This is a genomic window from Pseudonocardia sp. ICBG601, assembly GCF_020496245.1.
The window spans coordinates 36146-55405 of the sequence record NZ_JAHLJA010000030.1 but is presented as its reverse complement, the minus strand read 5'-3'; the positions used below and the strand labels follow the sequence as shown (position 1 = coordinate 55405).

Genomic DNA, 19260 nt, shown 5'->3' with positions numbered 1-19260 from the left:
GTTGCGGTTGAGGCTCTTGTTGAATGTTTTCTGCCAGTCGAGAAGTTCCCGGCCGGGTTGTTTTTGAACGGGGTGAGCATGCCGCGCCCGATGTAGCCTTTATCGCCGATCGGGGGTATGTGGCGAGGTGGTCGAGGGCGCCGGATTGGTCGAGGCAATGTAGGTCGTGTCGGGAGCCTGGGGTCGGGTCGGAGATGATCACGACAGCTGCCCTTCCAGGGTGGCTGCGACCTGGACGACGACGCCGGTGGTGCGATGCTTGCCCGACCACAGACCTGGTACGGCGGTCCATGACCAGCAGGGCAGCAGGGTTCCGTCGATGATGTACTGCCGATCGGCACGAAGCTCCTCCGCAGTCGGAACTACACTCCGCAGCGCCTGCGCCAGCAACGGTGTCACCCCCGCGATCGCTCGACTGACCGTCGACTGCGACACCCGTAGGTTTCCGCCAACTCCCACTGCACACGATTCCCGCGCAGATACGCCAACGTGATCACCACCGACCAGAACAATCCCAGAATCGGCGGCCAAGGCCGTCGCAGGCCAGTCGCGTTCCGCTGATCCTGCTCATGCACCAGAGCGGCAAGATCCTGAATCTCATCACGCCGAAAGCCAGTGGTATAGTACATACTGCGACAGCCCATTCATCTCGGATTGATTCGACAAACCAATCTTCGCGATGGACGGGCTGTCGCCCAACCCGACACGCCGGGCTAGATCGTTATTTCACGGGCCCTGAATAAGCCTCTAGTACTCCCTTGTGAATAAGCCCCCAGGGACTACCGCCGACCCTACGCCACATTTAAAACGACGATCTCGGCAGTCATCGGACTCATCTTCTACGCACTTACCTGACGGAGCCTGAATAAGCCTCCGAGTACGACTCGATGTTCGACATCAACTCCAAGGCCGCGTACTTCTTCATCAAGGAGGCGGGCCGCAGCGTCTCCGACAACGGCTCGATCATCACGATCGTCACGGCGCTGCTGGCCGCCTTCACCGACGGCTACTCCACCTACGCCGGTGGGAAGTCCCCGTCGAGCACTTCACCCGCGCCGCGTCCAAGGAGTTCGCCGACCGCGGCATCTAGGTGAACAGCATCGCGCCCGGTCCGATGGACACCCCGTTCTTCTACCCGCAGGAGACCCCGGAGCGGGTCGAGTTCCACAAGTCGCAGGCGATGGGCGGGCGGCTCACCAGGATCGAGGACATCGCCCCGATCGTGCGGTTCCTCGCCACCGAGGGGCACTGGATCACCGGTCAGACGATCTTCGCCAACGGCGGCTACACCACGCGGTGAGGACGTCGTCGTGAGCGCCGGGGCGCGACGGCGGCCGGGACGCCGCCGTCGCCGTCCCGTCGCCGCGCAGCCGCCCTACAGTGGGCCGGTGGAAGATCGACCGGCGGAGACCGGGACCCGGGACAGGCTCCTGCGGGCGGCCGCCGACCTCATCGCGGCATCGCCGGGGGAGAGCGTGCCGCTGCGGGCGATCTGCGACGCCGCCGGTGTGCGCCTCCCGACGCTGTACCACTTCTTCGGCAGCAAGGAAGGCCTGCTCGACGCCGTCGTCGAGCACGGGTTCGAGCAGTACCTGTCCGCGAAGCGGGCCCAGGAGTCCAGTGGGGACCCGATCCAGGACATCCGCGACGGATGGGACGCCCACGTCGCGTTCGGCATCACGAACCCCGGCTTCTACGCCCTCATGTACGGCCAGGTCACGCCCGGACGACGGCCCGCGGCCCAGGACGGGCCGTCCGCGGCCCTGCTCGGCCTGACCCGCGAGGCCGACCGCCGGGGACGACTGACCGTGACCCCGGAACGCGCCGCGGCGCACATCCTGGCCGCCAACGTCGGCGTCACCCTGCGCCAGATCATCACCGCACGCCCGGACCCCGGGCTGTCGGCCGACATGCGGGAGGCCACCCTCGCCGCGATCACCGGCGGACAGGGCGAGCGCGCGCCCGGAGAACCGGGCGCCGGCGCGGCAGCGGCGGCCCTGCTCACGCTGCCGGACGACAACGACGTCCTCGGGGTGCCCGAGACGGTGTTGCTCAAGAAGTGGCTGGCCGAGCTCGCGCGCCGGGGGTGAGCGTTCCGCGGAACGCGGCGCGCGGGTGTCGAGGCGGGGTCGGGAGGCCCTGGTGCCGGCGGTCCGCCTCGACGCCCGTCACCCTGCGCTGGTTCGTCGCGCTCGCGGCATGACGCGGCTGCCTTCGGGCCGGGCGAGGAGGAGCCACCGGCCGCTCTCTGTCGTTCTCGAACGAGAGCCTCCAGGTCGACTCTGAAGTGGACCTCGAACCGACAGGCCTAAGGGCGTGTTTGGAAATTCTAGTGGGTTGAGGGTGTCGTGTGTTTCTGCTGGCGGGTGGCGGGGTATCCACGGGCGATGCGGCGGGTGATGGTGTTGATCGCGGCCCAGCGGATCATGGCTTCGGATGTGGTGGGGTGGCGTTCGTAGTCTCGGGCCAGGCGTCGGTGTGCGGTGAGCCAGGCCAGGGTCCGTTCGACCACCCACCTTCGTGGGAGGACGGTGAATCCGCGCTGCTCGGGTGGCTTGCGGATGATCTCGATCGTTGTCTGCAGGATCGTGGCGGCCCAGTCGAGCAGTCGCCCGGCGAAGCCGGCGTCGGCGTAGACGAACCGCACCCTGGTGCGCAGGTAGAGGTTGAGCAGGATCGGCTTGGCGCCGTCGCGGTCCTGTACCGAGGCCGAGCACACCATCGTGGTCAGCAGCAGACCGAGGGTGTCGGTCACGATGAACCGTTTCCGTCCGCCTGTCTTCTTCCCGGCGTCGTAGCCGCGGGAGTCCTGGCCGACGGTGTCGGCGCCCTTGACCGACTGGGAATCGATGATCCCCGCACTCGGCTCCGGATCACGGCCCTCGGCGATACGTAACTGCCCCCGCACGACCGGGAGGATCTTCTCGGTGACCTTCTGCTGTTCCCACTGGTTGAAGTACCAGTAGACGGTCTGCCAGGGCGGGAAGTCCACCGGCAACGCCCGCCAGGCACACCCGGTCCGCACGACATACAAGATCGCGTCCAGCACGTCCCGACGAGCATGAGCAACAGGCCGCCCCCGCCGCGCGAGCGGCGGTAACAACGGCTCGATCACCACCCACTGGGCATCACTGGTGTCCGAGGGGTACCGGCGCGGTCGTTCCTGCATGCCGACCACGATGGAGCACCCCAGCCGTGTCGACCATCCCGACACACCCACCATTTCCAAACACGCTCTAAGAGCGTGTTTGGAAATTCTAGTGGGTTGAGGGTGTCGTGTGTTTCTGCTGGCGGGTGGCGGGGTATCCACGGGCGATGCGGCGGGTGATGGTGTTGATCGCGGCCCAGCGGATCATGGCTTCGGATGTGGTGGGGTGGCGTTCGTAGTCTCGGGCCAGGCGTCGGTGTGCGGTGAGCCAGGCCAGGGTCCGTTCGACCACCCACCTTCGTGGGAGGACGGTGAATCCGCGCTGCTCGGGTGGCTTGCGGATGATCTCGATCGTTGTCTGCAGGATCGTGGCGGCCCAGTCGAGCAGTCGCCCGGCGAAGCCGGCGTCGGCGTAGACGAACCGCACCCTGGTGCGCAGGTAGAGGTTGAGCAGGATCGGCTTGGCGCCGTCGCGGTCCTGTACCGAGGCCGAGCACACCATCGTGGTCAGCAGCAGACCGAGGGTGTCGGTCACGATGAACCGTTTCCGTCCGCCTGTCTTCTTCCCGGCGTCGTAGCCGCGGGAGTCCTGGCCGACGGTGTCGGCGCCCTTGACCGACTGGGAATCGATGATCCCCGCACTCGGCTCCGGATCACGGCCCTCGGCGATACGTAACTGCCCCCGCACGACCGGGAGGATCTTCTCGGTGACCTTCTGCTGTTCCCACTGGTTGAAGTACCAGTAGACGGTCTGCCAGGGCGGGAAGTCCACCGGCAACGCCCGCCAGGCACACCCGGTCCGCACGACATACAAGATCGCGTCCAGCACGTCCCGACGAGCATGAGCAACAGGCCGCCCCCGCCGCGCGAGCGGCGGTAACAACGGCTCGATCACCACCCACTGGGCATCACTGGTGTCCGAGGGGTACCGGCGCGGTCGTTCCTGCATGCCGACCACGATGGAGCACCCCAGCCGTGTCGACCATCCCGACACACCCACCATTTCCAAACACGCTCTAAGGGACGCGGATTGCGGCTGCCGCCCGTCGTACCTCGATCGACAGGTTCTCGACGTCGCTCTGGCTGACGTCTTCCACGGCCGCCCCGATGGTCACCGCGCCCACGGTCTCTCGGTCCTTCAGGCGGCGGACGGGGGCGGAGATCGACATGGACCCGATCTGTCGCTCGTTGCGTGCGACTTGGAAGCCCTGCTGACGGATGACCTCGAGGTCCGCGCGCAGCGCCTCGGGCTGAACGGGGTTGCCTGTGGCGTCGGACGACAGGTCGGCGGATGCGACGAAGGCGGCGAACTCCTCCGCGGACATGGAGGCGGCGAGCGTCTTACCCGCGCCGAGGTGTAGGGGGAGTCGCGCTCCGATCGGCAGCTGGTAGTGGATCGGGCGGGTGCCGTCGACGCGGGCGACGACGGCGCGGTGCCAACCGGTGCGCACGAAGAGCGAGGCCGTCAGGCCGGTGCGTTCGGCCAGCTCCTGCAGAACTGGTCGGGCGGCCGCCACCAGCGGACTGGTGGTCAAGTAGGCGTTGGCTCCGAAGATCAGGTTCACCCCGGCTCGGTAGCCGAACTCGTCCCGCTCGACGCGGTTGCGGGACTCCAGGACGCTCAGGATCCGCTGGGCCGTGGCGATGTGCAGGTCGGTGAGGGAAGCGACCTCCGCGAGGCGGAGTGGTCGCCCCGCGCTCTCCAGGACTTCCAGCACGTCGATCGACCGCTCCAGGGAGCGCATGGTCGACGGTGCCTTCTCTCCGGTCATCGTGTCCTCCCTCGTCGGTCGCTCCGCTGCGTTGTCGGCCGACGTCCTGCGACGGCGTTGACAAGCAGGCAGGGTCCGCCTAGCGTTCGACGCCTTCACAAGCTGATAGTAGCTCTCATAGTATGAGAGCGTCGACGAGGAGTCAAGGGTGACACCAGAACGATCAGGCGTGGTTGATCCCGTGCCTCCGGCGCCAGGGGCCGGGCCGGGCCCGAGGTGGGGGCGACTGCTGTTCCCGGGGGCTCTGATCGCCCTGTCGGTCGTCGTCGTGGTCGCCTCGCTGGGTCTCGGGCTGTGGGCGCCGTTGGGCCCCGGCCCGGGGTTCTTCCCGCTGCTCCTCGGGGGTCTGCTGGGGGCGCTGTCGGTGCTGTGGGCTCTCGAGGAGGTGCGGGCCGGGCGCACCCGGCCCGTGGCCACCTCCATGCCGGACGACGAGGTCGACGGACTCGATCCCGAACTCGACGAGCAGCCCCTGCGGATGCGTCAGGTGGCGACGATCGTCGGGAGCCTCGTCGTCCTGGCGATCCTGATGCCGCTGATCGGCTACCAGCTGAGCATGCTGCTGTTCCTTGTCTTCCACCTGCGCTTCGTCGGGCACCGTCGCTGGCTGCTGACCGCCGCCATCGCGGCGATCGGCAGCTTCGGGGTCTTCAGCCTCTTCACCCGCGTGCTGTCGGTGAACCTTCCGGCCGCGTCGCTGGACTTCCTCCGTGTGCTGGGCTTCTAGGGACTGAGGGATGACCACACTCGAGTTCCTGGGGCAGGGCTTGGCCGCTGCTGCCACCCCGGCCAACCTGCTGTACGCGCTGATCGGGTGCCTCATCGGCACCGCGCTGGGCATCCTGCCGGGCATCGGCGCGACCGCCGGCATCGCCATCCTGCTGCCGTTGACCTTCGGGATGGAGCCGGCTTCGGCGATCATCATGCTCGCCGCGATCTTCTACGGCACCGCGTACGGCGGCACCATCACGAGCGTCCTGCTGAACATTCCCGGCGAGGGTGAATCGGCCATCACCTGCATCGACGGGTATCAGATGACGAAGCAGGGACGAGCAGGCGTCGCGCTGAGCATCGCGGGGATCGGATCGTTCATCGGTGGCACCGCCGCCACCATCTGCCTGGTCGTCGCGGCGCAGCCACTCGCACAGCTCGGGCTGGCGATCGGGCCGCCGGAGTTCTTCTGTCTCATTCTCGTCGGCATCGCGCTGCTGGCGGGCCTGGTCGGACGGTCGTTGGTCAAGGGGCTGATCTCGGCGACGCTCGGCCTGCTGATCGCCATGATCGGCATCGACCCCGTCGCAGGCGCGCCGCGGTTCACGATGGGCAGCGAGCACCTGCTCGACGGGATCAGCATCGTCCCGGTGCTGGTGGGGATCTTCGGCCTCGGTGAGCTGCTCTACGTCGCCGGGGGCAACTCGGCGCGGCCGACCGCGCCTCGTCTGCGGAACCTGGTGCCCACGCGTACCGACGTGCGCCGTGCCGCGCCCGCCATCGGGCGAGGCACCGTGATCGGCGCGGTCGTCGGGCTGGTGCCCGGCGTGACGTCGGCGATCTCGTCGCTGTTGGCCTACAGCACCGGGCGGAAGGTCTCCAAGCACCGCGGCGAGCTGGGTACCGGCGCGATCGAGGGCGTCGCCGCACCGGAGACCGCCAACAACTCGCACTCGAACGCGGCCCTGGTCCCGCTGTTCACCCTCGGCATCCCGGCCTCACCGGCCATCGCCGTCCTGGCCGGCGCATTCCTCCAGAACGGCATCACCCCTGGGCCGCGGCTGTTCGTCGACGATCCCGTCCTGGTGTGGACCGTCATCGCCAGCCTGTTCATCGGCAACGCCCTGCTGCTGTTGTTGAACGTCCCTCTCGTCGGGCTGTGGACGCGGCTGCTCGCCATCCCGTACTCGGTACTCAGCGCCTTGATCTTCTCGTTCATCGTGATCGGCTCGTACGCGGTGAACAACAGCATCATCGACGTCTTCGTCATGATCTTCTTCGGTCTCGTCGGCCTGGCCTTCCGCCATCTCCACGTGCCGCTGGCTCCGCTGGTGTTGACGCTGGTGCTCGGGCCGCTGCTGGAGAGCGCGCTGCGGGAGTCGCTGCAGCTCTCCGGGGGCAGCCTGTCGATCTTCCTGACGCGCCCGCTCGCCCTGACCTTCCTGATCGTCGCCGTCGTCATCCTGGTCGGCTCCGTCGTCGGGGCCAACCTCAAGCGCAAGGCACACCTGCCGGTCGACTCCGCCGCATGACCCACACCAGGCCCACCGATCCATCGCCACCCGACTCATCTCGAGCGAGGAACACCATGAAGAAGATCTTTGCCACGACAGCAACGGTGCTCGTGGCAGCACTGGCCGCCGGGTGCGCGACCCCGCAGACCGGGAGCTCCGACGCCACCACCTACCCGAGCAAGCCGGTCAACCTGATCGTCAGCTTCAGCGCGGGGGGTTCCACCGACGTCGGCGCCCGGCTCGTCGCCGACGGGCTCGAGGACAAGCTGGGGCGCCCGGTGGTCGTGGAGAACAAGCCCGGTGCCAGTGGCCAGGTCGGCAACTCCGCCCTGGTGTCCTCCTCGCCGGACGGCTACACGATGAGCACGGTCAGTCTCGCCGGGACGATCCTGTCCTACCTGGACCCGGCGCGGGGTGCGTCCTACGACCACGACAGCTTCGACCCGGTCGCCATGTACGTGCAGGACCCCCAGGTCTTCGTCGTCGCCCCCGACAGCCCGTACCAGTCCCTGCAGGACCTCGTCGCCGCGGGCAAGGCCGAGCCGGGCAAGATCCGGATGGCCACCTCGGGTGTCGCCACCCAGGACCACGTCGCCATGGTGCTCTTCGAGCAGCTGAGCGGAGCACAGTTCAGCCCGGTGCACTTCAGCGACGGCGCCGCCCCCGCGGCGACCGCCTTCCTGGGCGGCAACGTCGAGGTCCTCGTGACCAACGTCGGTGACGTCCAGGAGGTCGTGGCCAACAACCAGGGCAAGGTCCTCGGGGTAGCGGCAGCCTCGCGCAACGAGTTCCTGCCAGAGGTCCCGACCTTCGCCGAGCAGGGCTTCGACTTCGAGCTCGCGTCGAGCCGGGGGTTCGTCGTGCCCGCAGGCACTCCCGACGAGGTCGTCGAGAAGCTCTCGAGCACCATCGCCGACGTCATGGACGACCCGGCGACGCTGGCCCGGCTCAAGGACCTAAACCTCACCCCCTCGTTCCTCGACCACACGGCCTCCCAGCAGCTGTGGGACCAGACCGAGAGCTCGTTCGCGTCGGTCCTCGACCAGGTCAAGGCGGATGTCTGAGCCATGTCCGACACCACCGAGCCACCCACCGAGTCGCAGCCGATCGTCGTGGGGTTCGTCCCCACCGCGCAGGGCCACGCGGCCGTCGACGCCGCCGTCGTCCACGCGCAGCGCTGGGGGACCGGCGTCGTCGTCGTGAACTCCGCGCACGGCGCTTACATGGACTCCCAGCTGGCCACCCGGTCCGACCTCGAGCAGGTACGGCGGCAGGTGGAGACCGCCGGGGTGAGCGTGGAGATCCACCAGCTCGCGGAGAGCCAGGACCCGGTGAGCGCAGTCATCGACCTCGTCGAGCAGGTCGACGCCCGAATGCTGGTGATCGGCCTGCGGCGCCGATCTCCGGTCGGGAAGTTCCTCATGGGGAGCACTGCCCAGTCCCTGCTCCAGCACAGTCCAGTGCCCGTTCTGGCCGTGAAGTCGACCAGTTGAGCCCGCCCCCTGCCACGCGCAGGTCCGACCCAGTTGAGGAACGCGCAATGACACAGACAACCGACGCACCCGGAACCGCGGACATCATCGCCGCCCTGCGCGGTTACCCCACCACGATCATCGGTGACTCCCAGGATCGCTTCGGCCTGCCGGTCGGCCTCAAGTCCATGTGGGACAGCGAGCCCTTCGCCGGTGAGGCTTACACGGTCCTGACCGCCCACGGGGACAACCTCGGCATCCACCAGGCTCTCGGACAGATCCGCCCCGGCCAGGTCCTCGTCGTCGACGGCGGCGGATACGACGGCCGGGCCCTCATCGGCGACCTCGTGACCGAGAAGGCCAGGGCCCTGCAGGTCGCCGCACTCGTCATCGACGGCGCGATCCGCGACGTCGTCGAACTCGCCGACCTCGGTGTGCCCGTCTACGCCCGCTCGGTCATTCCCGCAGGCCCGTGGAAGAACGGCCCGTTCCGGCTGCAGAGACCGGTCGTCGTCGGCAATGTCGTCGTCAACCCCGGGGACATCATCGTCGGCGACAGCGACGGACTCGCCGTCGTCCACCCCGACCGCGCCGCGGAGGTCCTCGCCACCTGCGAAGAACGCGTCGCGCGGGAGGAAGAGTCCCGCCGGCGCAGCCGGGAGCTCACGCCCAATGCCTGACGCACGGCCCGACCCGAGACCCCTCGTCTGGATCCCTTCCCCGATCCATCCGCTCGCGATCGAGAAACTCCGACAGCTGGCCGATGTGCGCTGCGGCTACGGTGATGCGGCCACGAGCTTCGCCGACGTCGCCGACGAGGTCGAGGCCATCCTGGTGCGCAGCGGACGCATCACCGCCGACCAGATCGCTGCGGCCCCTCGCCTGAAGATCATCGGTCGGCACGGCGTGGGAGTGGACACCGTCGACGTCTCGGCCGCGACAGCAGCCGGTGTCATCGTCACCAACACGCCGACCTCCAACCTCGTCTCGGTGGCCGAACACACCTTCGCGCTGTTGCTCGCACTCCGACGGAAACTGACCCTCGCGGACCGCTGCAACCAGGACGGGAGCGGGCACACCTCCCGCGCCCTGCTGGTCGGCAGAGAATTGGCGGGAAGCACCCTCGGACTCATCGGCTTCGGCCGGATCGCCGCCCAGGTCGCCGGCATCGCGCAGAACGGTTTCGGCATGAGAATACTCGCCTACGACCCGGGGTTGGGCGACGACGAGGTCCGACGCCGCGGCAGCACCCCCGCAACCCTCCCACACCTACTGGCCGACTCCGACGTGGTCAGCCTCCACATCCCCCTGCTCCCCGACACCCGGCACCTCATCGGCGCGACCGAACTCGCCACCATGCGGCCCGACGCGGTCATCATCAACACCTCTCGCGGCGGCACCATCGACGAACAGGCACTGCTCCAGGCACTCGACACCGGTCGACTGGGCGGGGCCGCCCTCGACGTCACCGAGGTCGAACCCCTCCCACCGGGCCACCCCCTGCTGAACCGACCCGACGTCATCATCACCCCGCACATCGCGGGCCAGACCGACGAATCACTGCGTCGGGTCGCCCTCGACGCCGCGGACGACGTCCTCGCTGCACTGACCGGACGCCCACCGGCAAACCCGGTCAACGAGCCGCCGGACCCACGAATCCTGGACCGAGACCGAACACGGAGTGCGTCGTGATCGCGCGCCGTCGACTCGTACGGCCAGGTCGTCGGATCTCAGACCCCGGGGTCGCGCGAGGTCCTCGGCCAGGGGCCAAGTCGGGGCGTGCTCACGTCTGATCGCCGGCGCCGGGCCTGACCACGGGCGGCTGGTCTGCCGCCCGGCGGGCGACTCGGTGGAGGTGGATCGGCAGGTTGGCCAGGGCGAGGGCGTCGCCCCCACCCCTTCCGGCACACCCCGCCGTCCTGCGTGAGCGACCTCCCGCTGTCCAACACGACCTCGATCGCGACCGACAGTTCTCGACGGGCCATCTCGGCGCCGAGGCAGAAGTGGATGCCGGAGCCGAAGGCCAGGTGCCGGTTGGGGCGGCCAGCAACAGGCCCGCGACTGCCACTACCGCCGCCGCGGCGAACGACCACCCAAGCCCTGAACTGCCGTTGCCGTACTAGCGGTGGGGCCGCACCACCGGCCGCGGCCGCATCGCCGGCGGGCAGCCGTCGTCGGTGTCGACCACCGAGTCGGCCACGGCCCCGTGGGCCGGTCCCGCCACCCCGAGGAACGGCCGCACGAAGCGCGCGGTTCGCTCCATCACCTCGTCGTGGACGTCGGTCCGCACCGTCGACGGCTGGGCCTGGACGATGATCTCGCCCGCCCACGGCAGCGCGGGGTCGGCCAGCAGCTCGTCGATGACCCGGCCGGTCGAGTGGCCCGCCGGAAGCGGCCGGGACAGCGCGACCCGGGGGACCCCGCGGGCGTAGGTCCAGTACCGGGCCAGGTCGGAGACGACGCCGCCGTGCGACGACGGCGGCCTGCCCGACAGCACTCCCACCCCGCGGACCGCGGCGGCGTCCACCGACGACGGTGTCCCCGTCGCCCACCACACCCGCTGCGTGGCGAGCGCCGTCGGCAGCGTCTCCAGCAGGACGTCGAGCGCGGCGACGGTGTCGCGGTGCCGGTCGTCGTGGTGACGCCCGAAGCGTCGCGCCGCGTCGGGGTCGGCCCCCCGCTCCGACGCCCAGCTCCAGCCGCCCACCGGACAGGGCGTCGAGCACTGCGGCGTCCTCCGCGAGCCGGCGCGGGTCCTCCAGCGGCAGCGCGACGACCGCCGTCCCGAGCCGGATCAGCCGGGTCCGCTCGGCCACCGCGGCCAGCAGGACCAGCGGCGACGGCAGCCGACCGCCGAGGTGACCGTCGTGGTGCTGGGCCAGCCAGAACGAGTCGTACCCGAGTTCCTCGGCCCGCTCCGCCAGCCGGATCGTCTCGCGGTAGGCGCGTGACGGATCGTCACCGGTGACGTGCGTGAGGTAACCGAGCCGCATGCCGAGGCACCCTATGCCGAGGGTGCTCCGGCCCTGCCGGAGGACCGGGGTGACGGCGGTTCGGAGTGTGCCGGTTCCGGTATCCTCCGGCTCGCCGCGGCGGTAGCTCAATTGGTCAGAGCAGCGGACTCATAACCCGTCAGGTTGCCGGTTCGAGCCCGGCCCGCCGCACTGCGTCGCAGCTCAGAGCGTTGCGGTACTGCCCATCGCATCTGTTCCAGGGGCTCGGTGCGCTGGGCGGCGCCGAGGTGGACGACCAGGTGGAGGCGGCGTCGAGCAGCATCGAGTACCCGGGTCGAGCAGGATCACGTTCTCCGGATGTCGGTCGCCTGGCGGCCATTCGGCGTCATCAGTAGGCGGTTGTCACGTGCCATGTCCCCGTCAGAGAGCCGGGACCAGCACGACGAGCGGAGCCGTAGCCGTTCCTGCTGTCGCAGTCGGTAGGGTCCGAGTACGGGTCACGGTGAACGTGCGGGTCGTCCCGTCGGCCAGGTTCAACCTCAGCTCGGTCCCGGGGCGGCGGCGGTCAGCGGGGTGGGTAGCCGCACGATCCACTGATCGGGCCCGGCCCAAGTACCTGGTGTGGACGGAATCCCCGCCGCATCACGGGCCACCTGTGGAGCTGGATGGCCTTACCTTCGGCGTCGGTCAGCGACACCGCGTCGACTGCCGGTGGCTGGGCCGGTGTCGTCGGCGGTACGACCGGTGTCGGGAGTGTCCGATCAACGGTGTAACCGGCGTTGATGGGGGTCAGGTGTTGCTGGGGACGATACGGCCTTCGAAGGTGATCGCGAACGCGTTCAGTGCCGGCTTCCAGCGCATCGACCACCGCGCCCGGCCTTTCCCGGTCGGGTCCAGGGAGCGGGTGACCAGGTAGAGGCACTTCAGCGCGGCCTGCTCGGTCGGGAAGTGGCCTCGGGTCGGATCGCGCGGCGGTAGCGGGCGTTGAGCGACTCGATCGCGTTCGTGGAGCAGATGACCCGGCGGCTCTCGACGTCGTAGTCGAGGAAGGGCACGAACTCCGACCACGCCCGCGACCACAAGGTCCCGATTGCCGGGTACTGGCCGACCCAACGTCCGGCGACTCGTCGTCGTAGCGGGGCCTTCGCCGCTTGCTCGGTCGCCGCGGTGTAGACCCGGTCGCAGATCCTTCGCCATGGTCTCCCAGTCCGGCGGGAGGCGTAGCGGAAGGTGTTACGGATCAGGTGCAGGATGCAGGTCTGCACCACGGTCTGGGGCCAGACGGTGGTGATCGCCTCGCCCAGGCCCGTGAGTCCGTCACAGACGGCGATGCACACATCGGCGGTGCCGCGGTTCTTGATCTCGGTGAGCACCGCCAGCCAGAACTTCGCTCCTTCGCCGCCGCTGCCGGCCCAGATCCCGAGGATGTCGCGGCGGCCGTCGACGGTCACACCGATCACGACGTAGAAGGGCCGGTTGGTGACCTGGCCGTCGCGGACCTTGGCGTGGATCGCGTCGACGAAGATCACCGGATAGACCGGGTCGAGTGGGCGGTTCTGCCACTCGGTCATCTCCTCGACGACCTTGTCGGTGATTCGCGAGATCGTGTCCTTGGAGACCTTGGCGCCATAGACCTCGTCGAAGTGCGCGGCGACCTCGCCGGTAGTCAGACCGCGCGCGGTCAGCGACAGCACGATCTCGTCGATCCCGTCGAGGCGGCGCTGACGTTTACGCACGATCGTCGGTGAGAAGCTCGCGTCCCGGTCGCGGGGGACCTCGATCTCGACGGGCCCGATCTCGGTCAGCACCGTCTTCGACCGGGTCCCGTTACGGGAGTTGGCACCGTCACGGCCTTCCGGGTCGTGGCGGTCATAGCCCAGGTGCTCGCTCATCTCGGCCTCGAGCGCGGTCTCCAGGACGGTCCTGGTCAATCCGGACAGCAGCCCGTCCGGCCCGACGAGCTCAACCCCTTCGGCGCGGGCCGCGTCGACGAGTTGCTGGGCAAGTTGTTGCTGATCAATCCGATCCGGCACAGGCTCGATCGTGTCGGTCATGACTGCTCCTCCCACCGAGCTGCGCTCGGCGTGTCGGACCAGTTACACCGAAGATCGGACAGTCCCAGACCACCCGCCAGGACACCACCGAGCAGAACTTCTCGGTCAAGTACGACACCGCCGACACCACCCAGATCCAGAACGTCAGCTCGCGGCCGGCCAGCGGCGGACAGGGCCAGGCCTACGACGTCAGCCAGACTGCGCTCGGCATCACCGCCAAGGCCGGCCTCCTCGGGCAGCGGCACTCAGTCAGCCGTGACCCGTCGGGAACTCCGGTGATGCAGCGCAACCCCGACCGGTCGCTGCACTACTTCGAATTCGACCGCCAGGGCAGTGTCACCGGCCATACCCGCGGCGACGGCCCCCGCACTGCGTCGTTCCGCTACCAGCCCTTCGGCGGCTACGAGCGCGTCACCGGTGCTGACTCCGGGCAGGCCGACAACTTCATCGGCTTCCAGGGCGGATTCTTCATTAACAGCCCCGCCCACACCCAGTTCGGACACCGCTGGTACGACTCCTGGATGGGGCGCTTCACCCAACCTGACCCCATCGGAACTCCGGGAGCTAGCGGGGACGGGCAGAGCAACCGCAGCGGAATCGGCGGACCTTACAGCGTCTACTCGTTCGTGTCCAGCAACCCGTGCAACTTCAGCGATCCGAGCGGGCTTCTGACCGAGACTGAATGCAATGCCCTGGACAGATTATCCTACTACGAGGCTTATTCAGGCCCCGTGAAATAACGATCTAGCCCGGCGTGTCAGGTTGGGCGACAGCCCGTCCATCGCGAATATTGGTTTGTCGAATCAATCCGAGATGAATGGGCTGTCGCAGTATGTACTATACCACTGGCTTTCGGCGTGATGAGATTCAGGATCTTGCCGCTCTGGTGCATGAGCAGGATCAGCGGAACGCGACTGGCCTGCGACGGCCTTGGCCGCCGATTCTGGGATTGTTCTGGTCGGTGGTGATCACGTTGGCGTATCTGCGCGGGAATCGTGTGCAGTGGGAGTTGGCGGAAACCTATGGGGTGTCGCAGTCGACGGTTAGTCGAGCGATCGCGGGGGTGACACCGTTGCTGGCGCAGGCGCTGCGGAGTGTCGTTCCGACTGCGGAGGAGCTTCGTGCCGATCGGCAGTACATCATCGATGGAACCTTGCTGCCCTGCTGGTCATGGACCGCCGTACCAGGTCTGTGGTCGGGCAAGCATCGCACCACCGGCGTCGTCGTCCAGGTCGCAGCCACCCTGGAAGGGCAGCTGTCGTGGATCTCCGACCCGACCCCAGGCTCCCGACACGACCTACATTGAGGTGTTCTCAGTAGGGCCGTCGTCGCTGGTCAGGGATGTGGTGTAGCGGCAGGCCTGTGGGGTGGGTGCAGGGCCTCGGTAGGGAAGATCGGTCCGTTCGAAGATCGCTACTTCCGTACCGAGGTCCTGCGTGTCTGATCCTGTCACCTACACCGGTGTGCTCCCCGTCGCGGCCTCGACCGTGGACTACCTGGCCCGGCTTCTCGCTGGTGAACGGGCCCGTCGCGGGACCCGTCGCGGACGACGAGTGCTGGAGGTGTCCGCGCAGGCGGTGATGGTGCTGCGCTGGTTCCTCGACGCCACCCGCGTCACCCGGTTAGCTCGCGACAGCGGGATCAGCCGCGCGACCGCCTACCGGTACCTGCACGAGGGCATCGACGTCCTCACCGCGGCCGCGCCCGGCCTGCACGGCGCTCTGCTGGCCGCCCGCGCGGCCGGGTACTCCCGGGTACATCTGGACGGCACCCTGATCACCACGACCCGCAGCAGAGCACTCGGCCCCACCCCAGGAGTGGACCTGTGGTGGTCGGGTAAACACCGCTGTCACGGTGGGAACATCCAGGTCATCACCGCCCCCGACGGGTGGCCACTGTGGAGCTCACCGGTCCGCCCAGGTCGGGAACACGACCTGACCTGCGCTCGTGCCCATCCCGGACTCCTCGACCGACTCGCCGAGTTCATCGATGACGACCACGCCGTGCTCGCTGACCTGGGCTATGAAGGCGAGTCCGACCGACTCACCGTCCCGATCAAGACCCGATCCGGGGCCGGGCTCTGCCCGGACCAGCGCACGGTCAACGTGCTGCACTCCGCGACCCGAGCGATCGCTGAACGAGGAAACGCCCTGCTCAAGAACACCTTCCGAGCGTTGAGACACCTCAGCCTCTGCCCACAACGGATCGGCGCGATCACCGCAGCAGCGCTGGTCCTACTCCACACCGAGCACAACCGAACAACATGATCAACAAGCTAGTGAGAACACCTCATTGCCTCGACCAATCCGGCGCCCTCGACCACCTCGCCACATACCCACCGATCGGCGATAAAGGCTACATCGGGCGCGGCATGCTCACCCCGTTCAAAAAACAACCCGGCCGGGAACTTCTCGACTGGCAGAAAACATTCAACAAGAGCCTCAACCGCACACGCGCCACCATCGAGCGAGTCATCGCCCATATCAAGTCGTGGAAAGTTCTCCACACAGACTACCGCCGACCCTACGCCACATTTAAAACGACGATCTCGGCAGTCATCGGACTCATCTTCTACGCACTTACCTGACGGAGCCTGAATAAGCCTCTACGGAACCATTGTGGTGACCGGCCTGGCTATTGGCGGATACCTCGCCGCCGGCACAGTGGTTGGCGCGCCGGTGGGAGCGTTGCTCCGCCTCGCAGCTTTTCAGCTCGGAGGCGCTACGATCCTGGCAGGTACCATCTACCGATTCGCCTGCTAGGAGGAGTCGTCCATGTCGAGGCCCAGTAAGCGCCAACTTAGATCACTCGCGGCCGTATCCCTGGTAACGGGGTCGGTGCTTCTAGTGGTCGCACTCATCGGATGGTTCGTCGGAGCTCCACTCCAGCTGCTCCTGCTTCTCGCGATCGTGGTGATCATGATTGGGGCCGCGGCAGTTTACCTGGAGAAGCAGCGCAACTGATTCCTTTGTTGCATCTCCGTCGAACGGTCTGGCCGTATCCACGTCCAATCTGGACGTGGATACGGCCGAGTTTCACGTTTCTTGATGCATAGCCGGGCGCAGCGCTGCTTCGCGAACAGTCCGCCGGGGCGGCCGTCCACTCGGCTGGCTCCGCTCATTATGTTGTGCGCGAGGTGTCATGGTCGAGGTCCGTATCGATCTGGCCAACGCTGCTCAGAGCGTGTTTGGAAATTCTAGTGGGTTGAGGGTGTCGTGTGTTTCTGCTGGCGGGTGGCGGGGTATCCACGGGCGATGCGGCGGGTGATGGTGTTGATCGCGGCCCAGCGGATCATGGCTTCGGATGTGGTGGGGTGGCGTTCGTAGTCTCGGGCCAGGCGTCGGTGTGCGGTGAGCCAGGCCAGGGTCCGTTCGACCACCCACCTTCGTGGGAGGACGGTGAATCCGCGCTGCTCGGGTGGCTTGCGGATGATCTCGATCGTTGTCTGCAGGATCGTGGCGGCCCAGTCGAGCAGTCGCCCGGCGAAGCCGGCGTCGGCGTAGACGAACCGCACCCTGGTGCGCAGGTAGAGGTTGAGCAGGATCGGCTTGGCGCCGTCGCGGTCCTGTACCGAGGCCGAGCACACCATCGTGGTCAGCAGCAGACCGAGGGTGTCGGTCACGATGAACCGTTTCCGTCCGCCTGTCTTCTTCCCGGCGTCGTAGCCGCGGGAGTCCTGGCCGACGGTGTCGGCGCCCTTGACCGACTGGGAATCGATGATCCCCGCACTCGGCTCCGGATCACGGCCCTCGGCGATACGTAACTGCCCCCGCACGACCGGGAGGATCTTCTCGGTGACCTTCTGCTGTTCCCACTGGTTGAAGTACCAGTAGACGGTCTGCCAGGGCGGGAAGTCCACCGGCAACGCCCGCCAGGCACACCCGGTCCGCACGACATACAAGATCGCGTCCAGCACGTCCCGACGAGCATGAGCAACAGGCCGCCCCCGCCGCGCGAGCGGCGGTAACAACGGCTCGATCACCACCCACTGGGCATCACTGGTGTCCGAGGGGTACCGGCGCGGTCGTTCCTGCATGCCGACCACGATGGAGCACCCCAGCCGTGTCGACCATCCCGACACACCCACCATTTCCAAACACGCTCTCAGAAGTAACTCATCATCGAGGCCGTTGAAGCGCCCGACGTCGTCATCGCCATGGGCACCGCGACCCCTGCGCCGTCTTCCCGGCAAGATCGGCCGCTACTAGCAGCTTGCCGATCCAGTAGATCGGGCTCGGTGCCGTTCGCCCGATTGGGTACGGGATCGACCGGCGGGCTCATGACCTGTTCGCCCAGTTTCAGTTCTCGCCAGGGCGGACGCCTGACCAGCGGCCCGGGTGCCCGACCCGGTGTCCGAGCCGCGCACCCGCAACGCCCGGATGATCTCCGGACGGTCGTTCGGTGCGGTTCCGTTCAGGGCCAGCCACCAGCGCAGCTCCTTCGCGACCGTCCGGACCGCGACCGTCAGTGCGGTCACCACCACACCCGCGGCAGCGGCATCGAGGAAGATCACCACGGCCGCAGCTCCTCACTCAGCTGACGGGGAACCACCAGACCGGAGCCTCGGCTCGTGAAACCGGACATCGGCGAGGACGCGTCCCCGCGCCCGGGCGGCACCCGCCCGCTTGCGCAGGCGGCGCGGCCGCTGCGCGATGGCGTCACCGTCACTCCGCGGTCGGCCGCACACCTCGGCTGCGGCCGACCAGCCGCAGCCGTGCGACGCCTTGACCATGGCCACGGCCTGGTCCTCCCGGGAGAGTCCGGCGAGCAGCGTGGCCGCGGGCCCGCACGGTCGTCTCGTACTCGGGGAGAGGGTGGACCCAGCGGCCCTTCCCGATCTGCCGCCCGACATCACCCCGAAGTTCCCGGTTCCACTTCCGCGCGCTGTCGCGGTACTGCGCCTTGACCAGGTCGACCAACTCCCAGCCGTCCTCCTCCGGGACCGCGGCGAGGTCGACGATCAGGAGCGCTTCGTGGAGCGCCTCGACGGCCTCCTGCGACGGCCGGACCTCCAGCCAGTCCTGCAGAAACTGCTCCAACGCACGGGTATCGCCGCGCTCCATCGCCCCGTACGCCCGGTACACGGCCCACCATGCGGCGCGCTGGCCGATGCGCAGCAAGTCCCGCCACGGCTCACCGATCAGCCCGAAACGGAACTGGTCGATCACGCTGTCGGTCAGCAGGGTCAGCCCGGTCATTCCCGGCCGGAGCCCGTCGAGCAGGGGACCGATTCGCAGCGCCGGGACCAGGTCCGGCGGTTCGAATATCGGGAACATGTCGTCCCATGCAGGGATGCGGCCGAGCAGGCTGGCGCCGAAGCTGTTCAGCATCGACTGGTGCTGCATCCCCAGCACGGAGGCCGTGGTCGGGGCCATGTCGAGGATCTTCGGGCGGATCGCCTCGGTCAGGCTGGCCCCGATCTGGTTCGCGAACAGCATCGGGTTGTGACCCACGAAGTGGTCCTTCGGGAAGAACGTTCCCAACGAGGCGCCCCGGGTGGCAGCGAGGAAGCCGGAGCCCGGGCTCTGCCGTGCGAGCTGCACCATGTCGCGGCGGACGGCGGCCTCGTCGTCGGACCGTCCCGGGGAACGGGAGATGTCGTCACCGGCCTCGTCGGCCATGATGACCTCCTTCG

General features: G+C 67.9%; 19 protein-coding genes, 1 tRNA gene and 4 pseudogenes. 14 read left to right on the top strand and 10 right to left on the bottom strand.

The genetic code is table 11. The annotated features are described in order from the left end of the window. Nucleotides 1-198: 198 nt before the first annotated feature. Complete coding sequence (locus KPL57_RS11055) at nt 199-399, bottom strand: hypothetical protein (RefSeq protein WP_226351524.1); 201 nt, start codon at nt 397-399, stop codon at nt 199-201. Then, nucleotides 396-629, bottom strand: coding sequence for a hypothetical protein (locus tag KPL57_RS11050; RefSeq protein WP_226351523.1), 234 nt, complete (start codon nt 627-629; stop codon nt 396-398). Before KPL57_RS11050 ends, KPL57_RS11055 begins: the two co-directional genes overlap by 4 nt. A 258-nt stretch (nt 630-887) precedes the next feature. On the opposite strand from KPL57_RS11050, the gene KPL57_RS11045 reads away from it, so the two are divergent. The 3 genes from KPL57_RS11045 (at nt 888) to KPL57_RS11035 (ending at nt 2090) form a co-directional block, all read left to right on the top strand. After that, nucleotides 888-1094, top strand: coding sequence for a hypothetical protein (locus KPL57_RS11045; protein WP_226351522.1), 207 nt, complete (start codon nt 888-890; stop codon nt 1092-1094). Further along, nucleotides 1091-1300, top strand: a complete 210-nt coding sequence (locus tag KPL57_RS11040) for an SDR family oxidoreductase (RefSeq protein ID WP_226351521.1) — start codon at nt 1091-1093, stop codon at nt 1298-1300. The genes KPL57_RS11045 and KPL57_RS11040 overlap by 4 nt, the downstream gene beginning before the upstream one ends. 88 nt (nt 1301-1388) lie before the next feature. Continuing rightward, on the top strand, nt 1389-2090 hold the full coding sequence (locus tag KPL57_RS11035; protein WP_226351520.1) for a TetR/AcrR family transcriptional regulator: 702 nt from the start codon (nt 1389-1391) through the stop codon (nt 2088-2090). 223 nt (nt 2091-2313) lie between these two features. Here KPL57_RS11035 and KPL57_RS11030 read toward each other — a convergent pair. From KPL57_RS11030 to KPL57_RS11020, 3 genes and pseudogenes are all read right to left on the bottom strand, one after another. Beyond that, nucleotides 2314-3223, bottom strand: a pseudogene (locus KPL57_RS11030) (IS5 family transposase); the annotation flags it as partial. 18 nt (nt 3224-3241) lie between these two features. Then, nucleotides 3242-4151: pseudogene (locus tag KPL57_RS11025) on the bottom strand (IS5 family transposase); the annotation flags it as partial. 13 nt (nt 4152-4164) lie between these two features. Continuing rightward, on the bottom strand, nt 4165-4920 hold the full coding sequence (locus tag KPL57_RS11020; RefSeq protein ID WP_226351519.1) for an IclR family transcriptional regulator: 756 nt from the start codon (nt 4918-4920) through the stop codon (nt 4165-4167). Between the two features lie 181 nt (nt 4921-5101). Here KPL57_RS11020 and KPL57_RS11015 point away from each other — a divergent pair, with 181 nt between their 5' ends. From KPL57_RS11015 to KPL57_RS10990, 6 genes are read left to right on the top strand one after another with little or no spacing between them, the layout of a single operon-like run. Further along, complete coding sequence (locus KPL57_RS11015; RefSeq protein ID WP_226351518.1) at nt 5102-5647, top strand: tripartite tricarboxylate transporter TctB family protein; 546 nt, start codon at nt 5102-5104, stop codon at nt 5645-5647. Between the two features lie 10 nt (nt 5648-5657). Further along, complete coding sequence (locus tag KPL57_RS11010) at nt 5658-7163, top strand: tripartite tricarboxylate transporter permease (RefSeq protein WP_226351517.1); 1506 nt, start codon at nt 5658-5660, stop codon at nt 7161-7163. A gap of 56 nt (nt 7164-7219) precedes the next feature. Next, a complete protein-coding gene (locus KPL57_RS11005; RefSeq protein WP_226351516.1) occupies nt 7220-8209 on the top strand; it encodes a tripartite tricarboxylate transporter substrate binding protein in 990 nt (329 codons plus the stop codon). 3 nt (nt 8210-8212) lie between these two features. After that, nucleotides 8213-8638 carry a universal stress protein gene (locus KPL57_RS11000; RefSeq protein ID WP_226351515.1) on the top strand — a complete coding sequence of 142 codons (426 nt, stop codon included), beginning with the start codon at nt 8213-8215 and terminating at the stop codon, nt 8636-8638. A 47-nt stretch (nt 8639-8685) separates the two neighbouring features. Then, the gene (locus tag KPL57_RS10995; protein ID WP_226351514.1) at nt 8686-9297 is read left to right on the top strand and encodes an RraA family protein; all 612 of its coding nucleotides are present in this window, start codon (nt 8686-8688) and stop codon (nt 9295-9297) included. Beyond that, on the top strand, nt 9290-10309 hold the full coding sequence (locus KPL57_RS10990) for a hydroxyacid dehydrogenase (RefSeq protein WP_226351513.1): 1020 nt from the start codon (nt 9290-9292) through the stop codon (nt 10307-10309). Before KPL57_RS10995 ends, KPL57_RS10990 begins: the two co-directional genes overlap by 8 nt. 38 nt (nt 10310-10347) lie before the next feature. On the opposite strand, the gene KPL57_RS72005 is transcribed toward KPL57_RS10990, so the two are convergent. Then, nucleotides 10348-11610 carry an LLM class flavin-dependent oxidoreductase gene (locus tag KPL57_RS72005; RefSeq protein WP_374203697.1) on the bottom strand — a complete coding sequence of 421 codons (1263 nt, stop codon included), beginning with the start codon at nt 11608-11610 and terminating at the stop codon, nt 10348-10350. Nucleotides 11611-11706: 96 nt separating this feature from the next. On the opposite strand from KPL57_RS72005, the gene KPL57_RS10970 reads away from it, so the two are divergent. Next, nucleotides 11707-11781: transfer RNA gene (locus KPL57_RS10970), tRNA-Ile, on the top strand. A gap of 579 nt (nt 11782-12360) precedes the next feature. Here KPL57_RS10970 and KPL57_RS10965 read toward each other — a convergent pair. Then, nucleotides 12361-13625 (bottom strand): annotated as a pseudogene (locus KPL57_RS10965) (IS256 family transposase). 278 nt (nt 13626-13903) lie between these two features. On the opposite strand from KPL57_RS10965, the gene KPL57_RS10960 reads away from it, so the two are divergent. The 4 genes from KPL57_RS10960 to KPL57_RS10945 all read left to right on the top strand — a co-directional run bounded on the left by KPL57_RS10960 (nt 13904) and on the right by KPL57_RS10945 (nt 16212). Continuing rightward, nucleotides 13904-14365 carry an RHS repeat-associated core domain-containing protein gene (locus tag KPL57_RS10960; RefSeq protein WP_226351527.1) on the top strand — a complete coding sequence of 154 codons (462 nt, stop codon included), beginning with the start codon at nt 13904-13906 and terminating at the stop codon, nt 14363-14365. A gap of 92 nt (nt 14366-14457) precedes the next feature. Beyond that, nucleotides 14458-14931, top strand: coding sequence for a transposase family protein (locus tag KPL57_RS10955; RefSeq protein ID WP_226351511.1), 474 nt, complete (start codon nt 14458-14460; stop codon nt 14929-14931). Between the two features lie 130 nt (nt 14932-15061). Next, a complete protein-coding gene (locus tag KPL57_RS10950) occupies nt 15062-15892 on the top strand; it encodes a transposase family protein (RefSeq protein ID WP_374203696.1) in 831 nt (276 codons plus the stop codon). After that, a complete protein-coding gene (locus KPL57_RS10945) occupies nt 15889-16212 on the top strand; it encodes a transposase family protein (RefSeq protein WP_226351510.1) in 324 nt (107 codons plus the stop codon). Before KPL57_RS10950 ends, KPL57_RS10945 begins: the two co-directional genes overlap by 4 nt. Nucleotides 16213-16745: 533 nt before the next feature. On the opposite strand, the pseudogene KPL57_RS10940 reads toward KPL57_RS10945, so the two are convergent. The 3 genes and pseudogenes from KPL57_RS10940 to KPL57_RS10930 all read right to left on the bottom strand — a co-directional run bounded on the left by KPL57_RS10940 (nt 16746) and on the right by KPL57_RS10930 (nt 19246). Continuing rightward, nucleotides 16746-17715 (bottom strand): annotated as a pseudogene (locus KPL57_RS10940) (IS5 family transposase). A 114-nt stretch (nt 17716-17829) separates the two neighbouring features. Then, nucleotides 17830-18141, bottom strand: a complete 312-nt coding sequence (locus KPL57_RS10935; RefSeq protein ID WP_226351509.1) for a hypothetical protein — start codon at nt 18139-18141, stop codon at nt 17830-17832. Between the two features lie 148 nt (nt 18142-18289). Continuing rightward, a complete protein-coding gene (locus KPL57_RS10930; RefSeq protein ID WP_226351508.1) occupies nt 18290-19246 on the bottom strand; it encodes a hypothetical protein in 957 nt (318 codons plus the stop codon). Between the last annotated feature and the right edge of the window lie 14 nt (nt 19247-19260).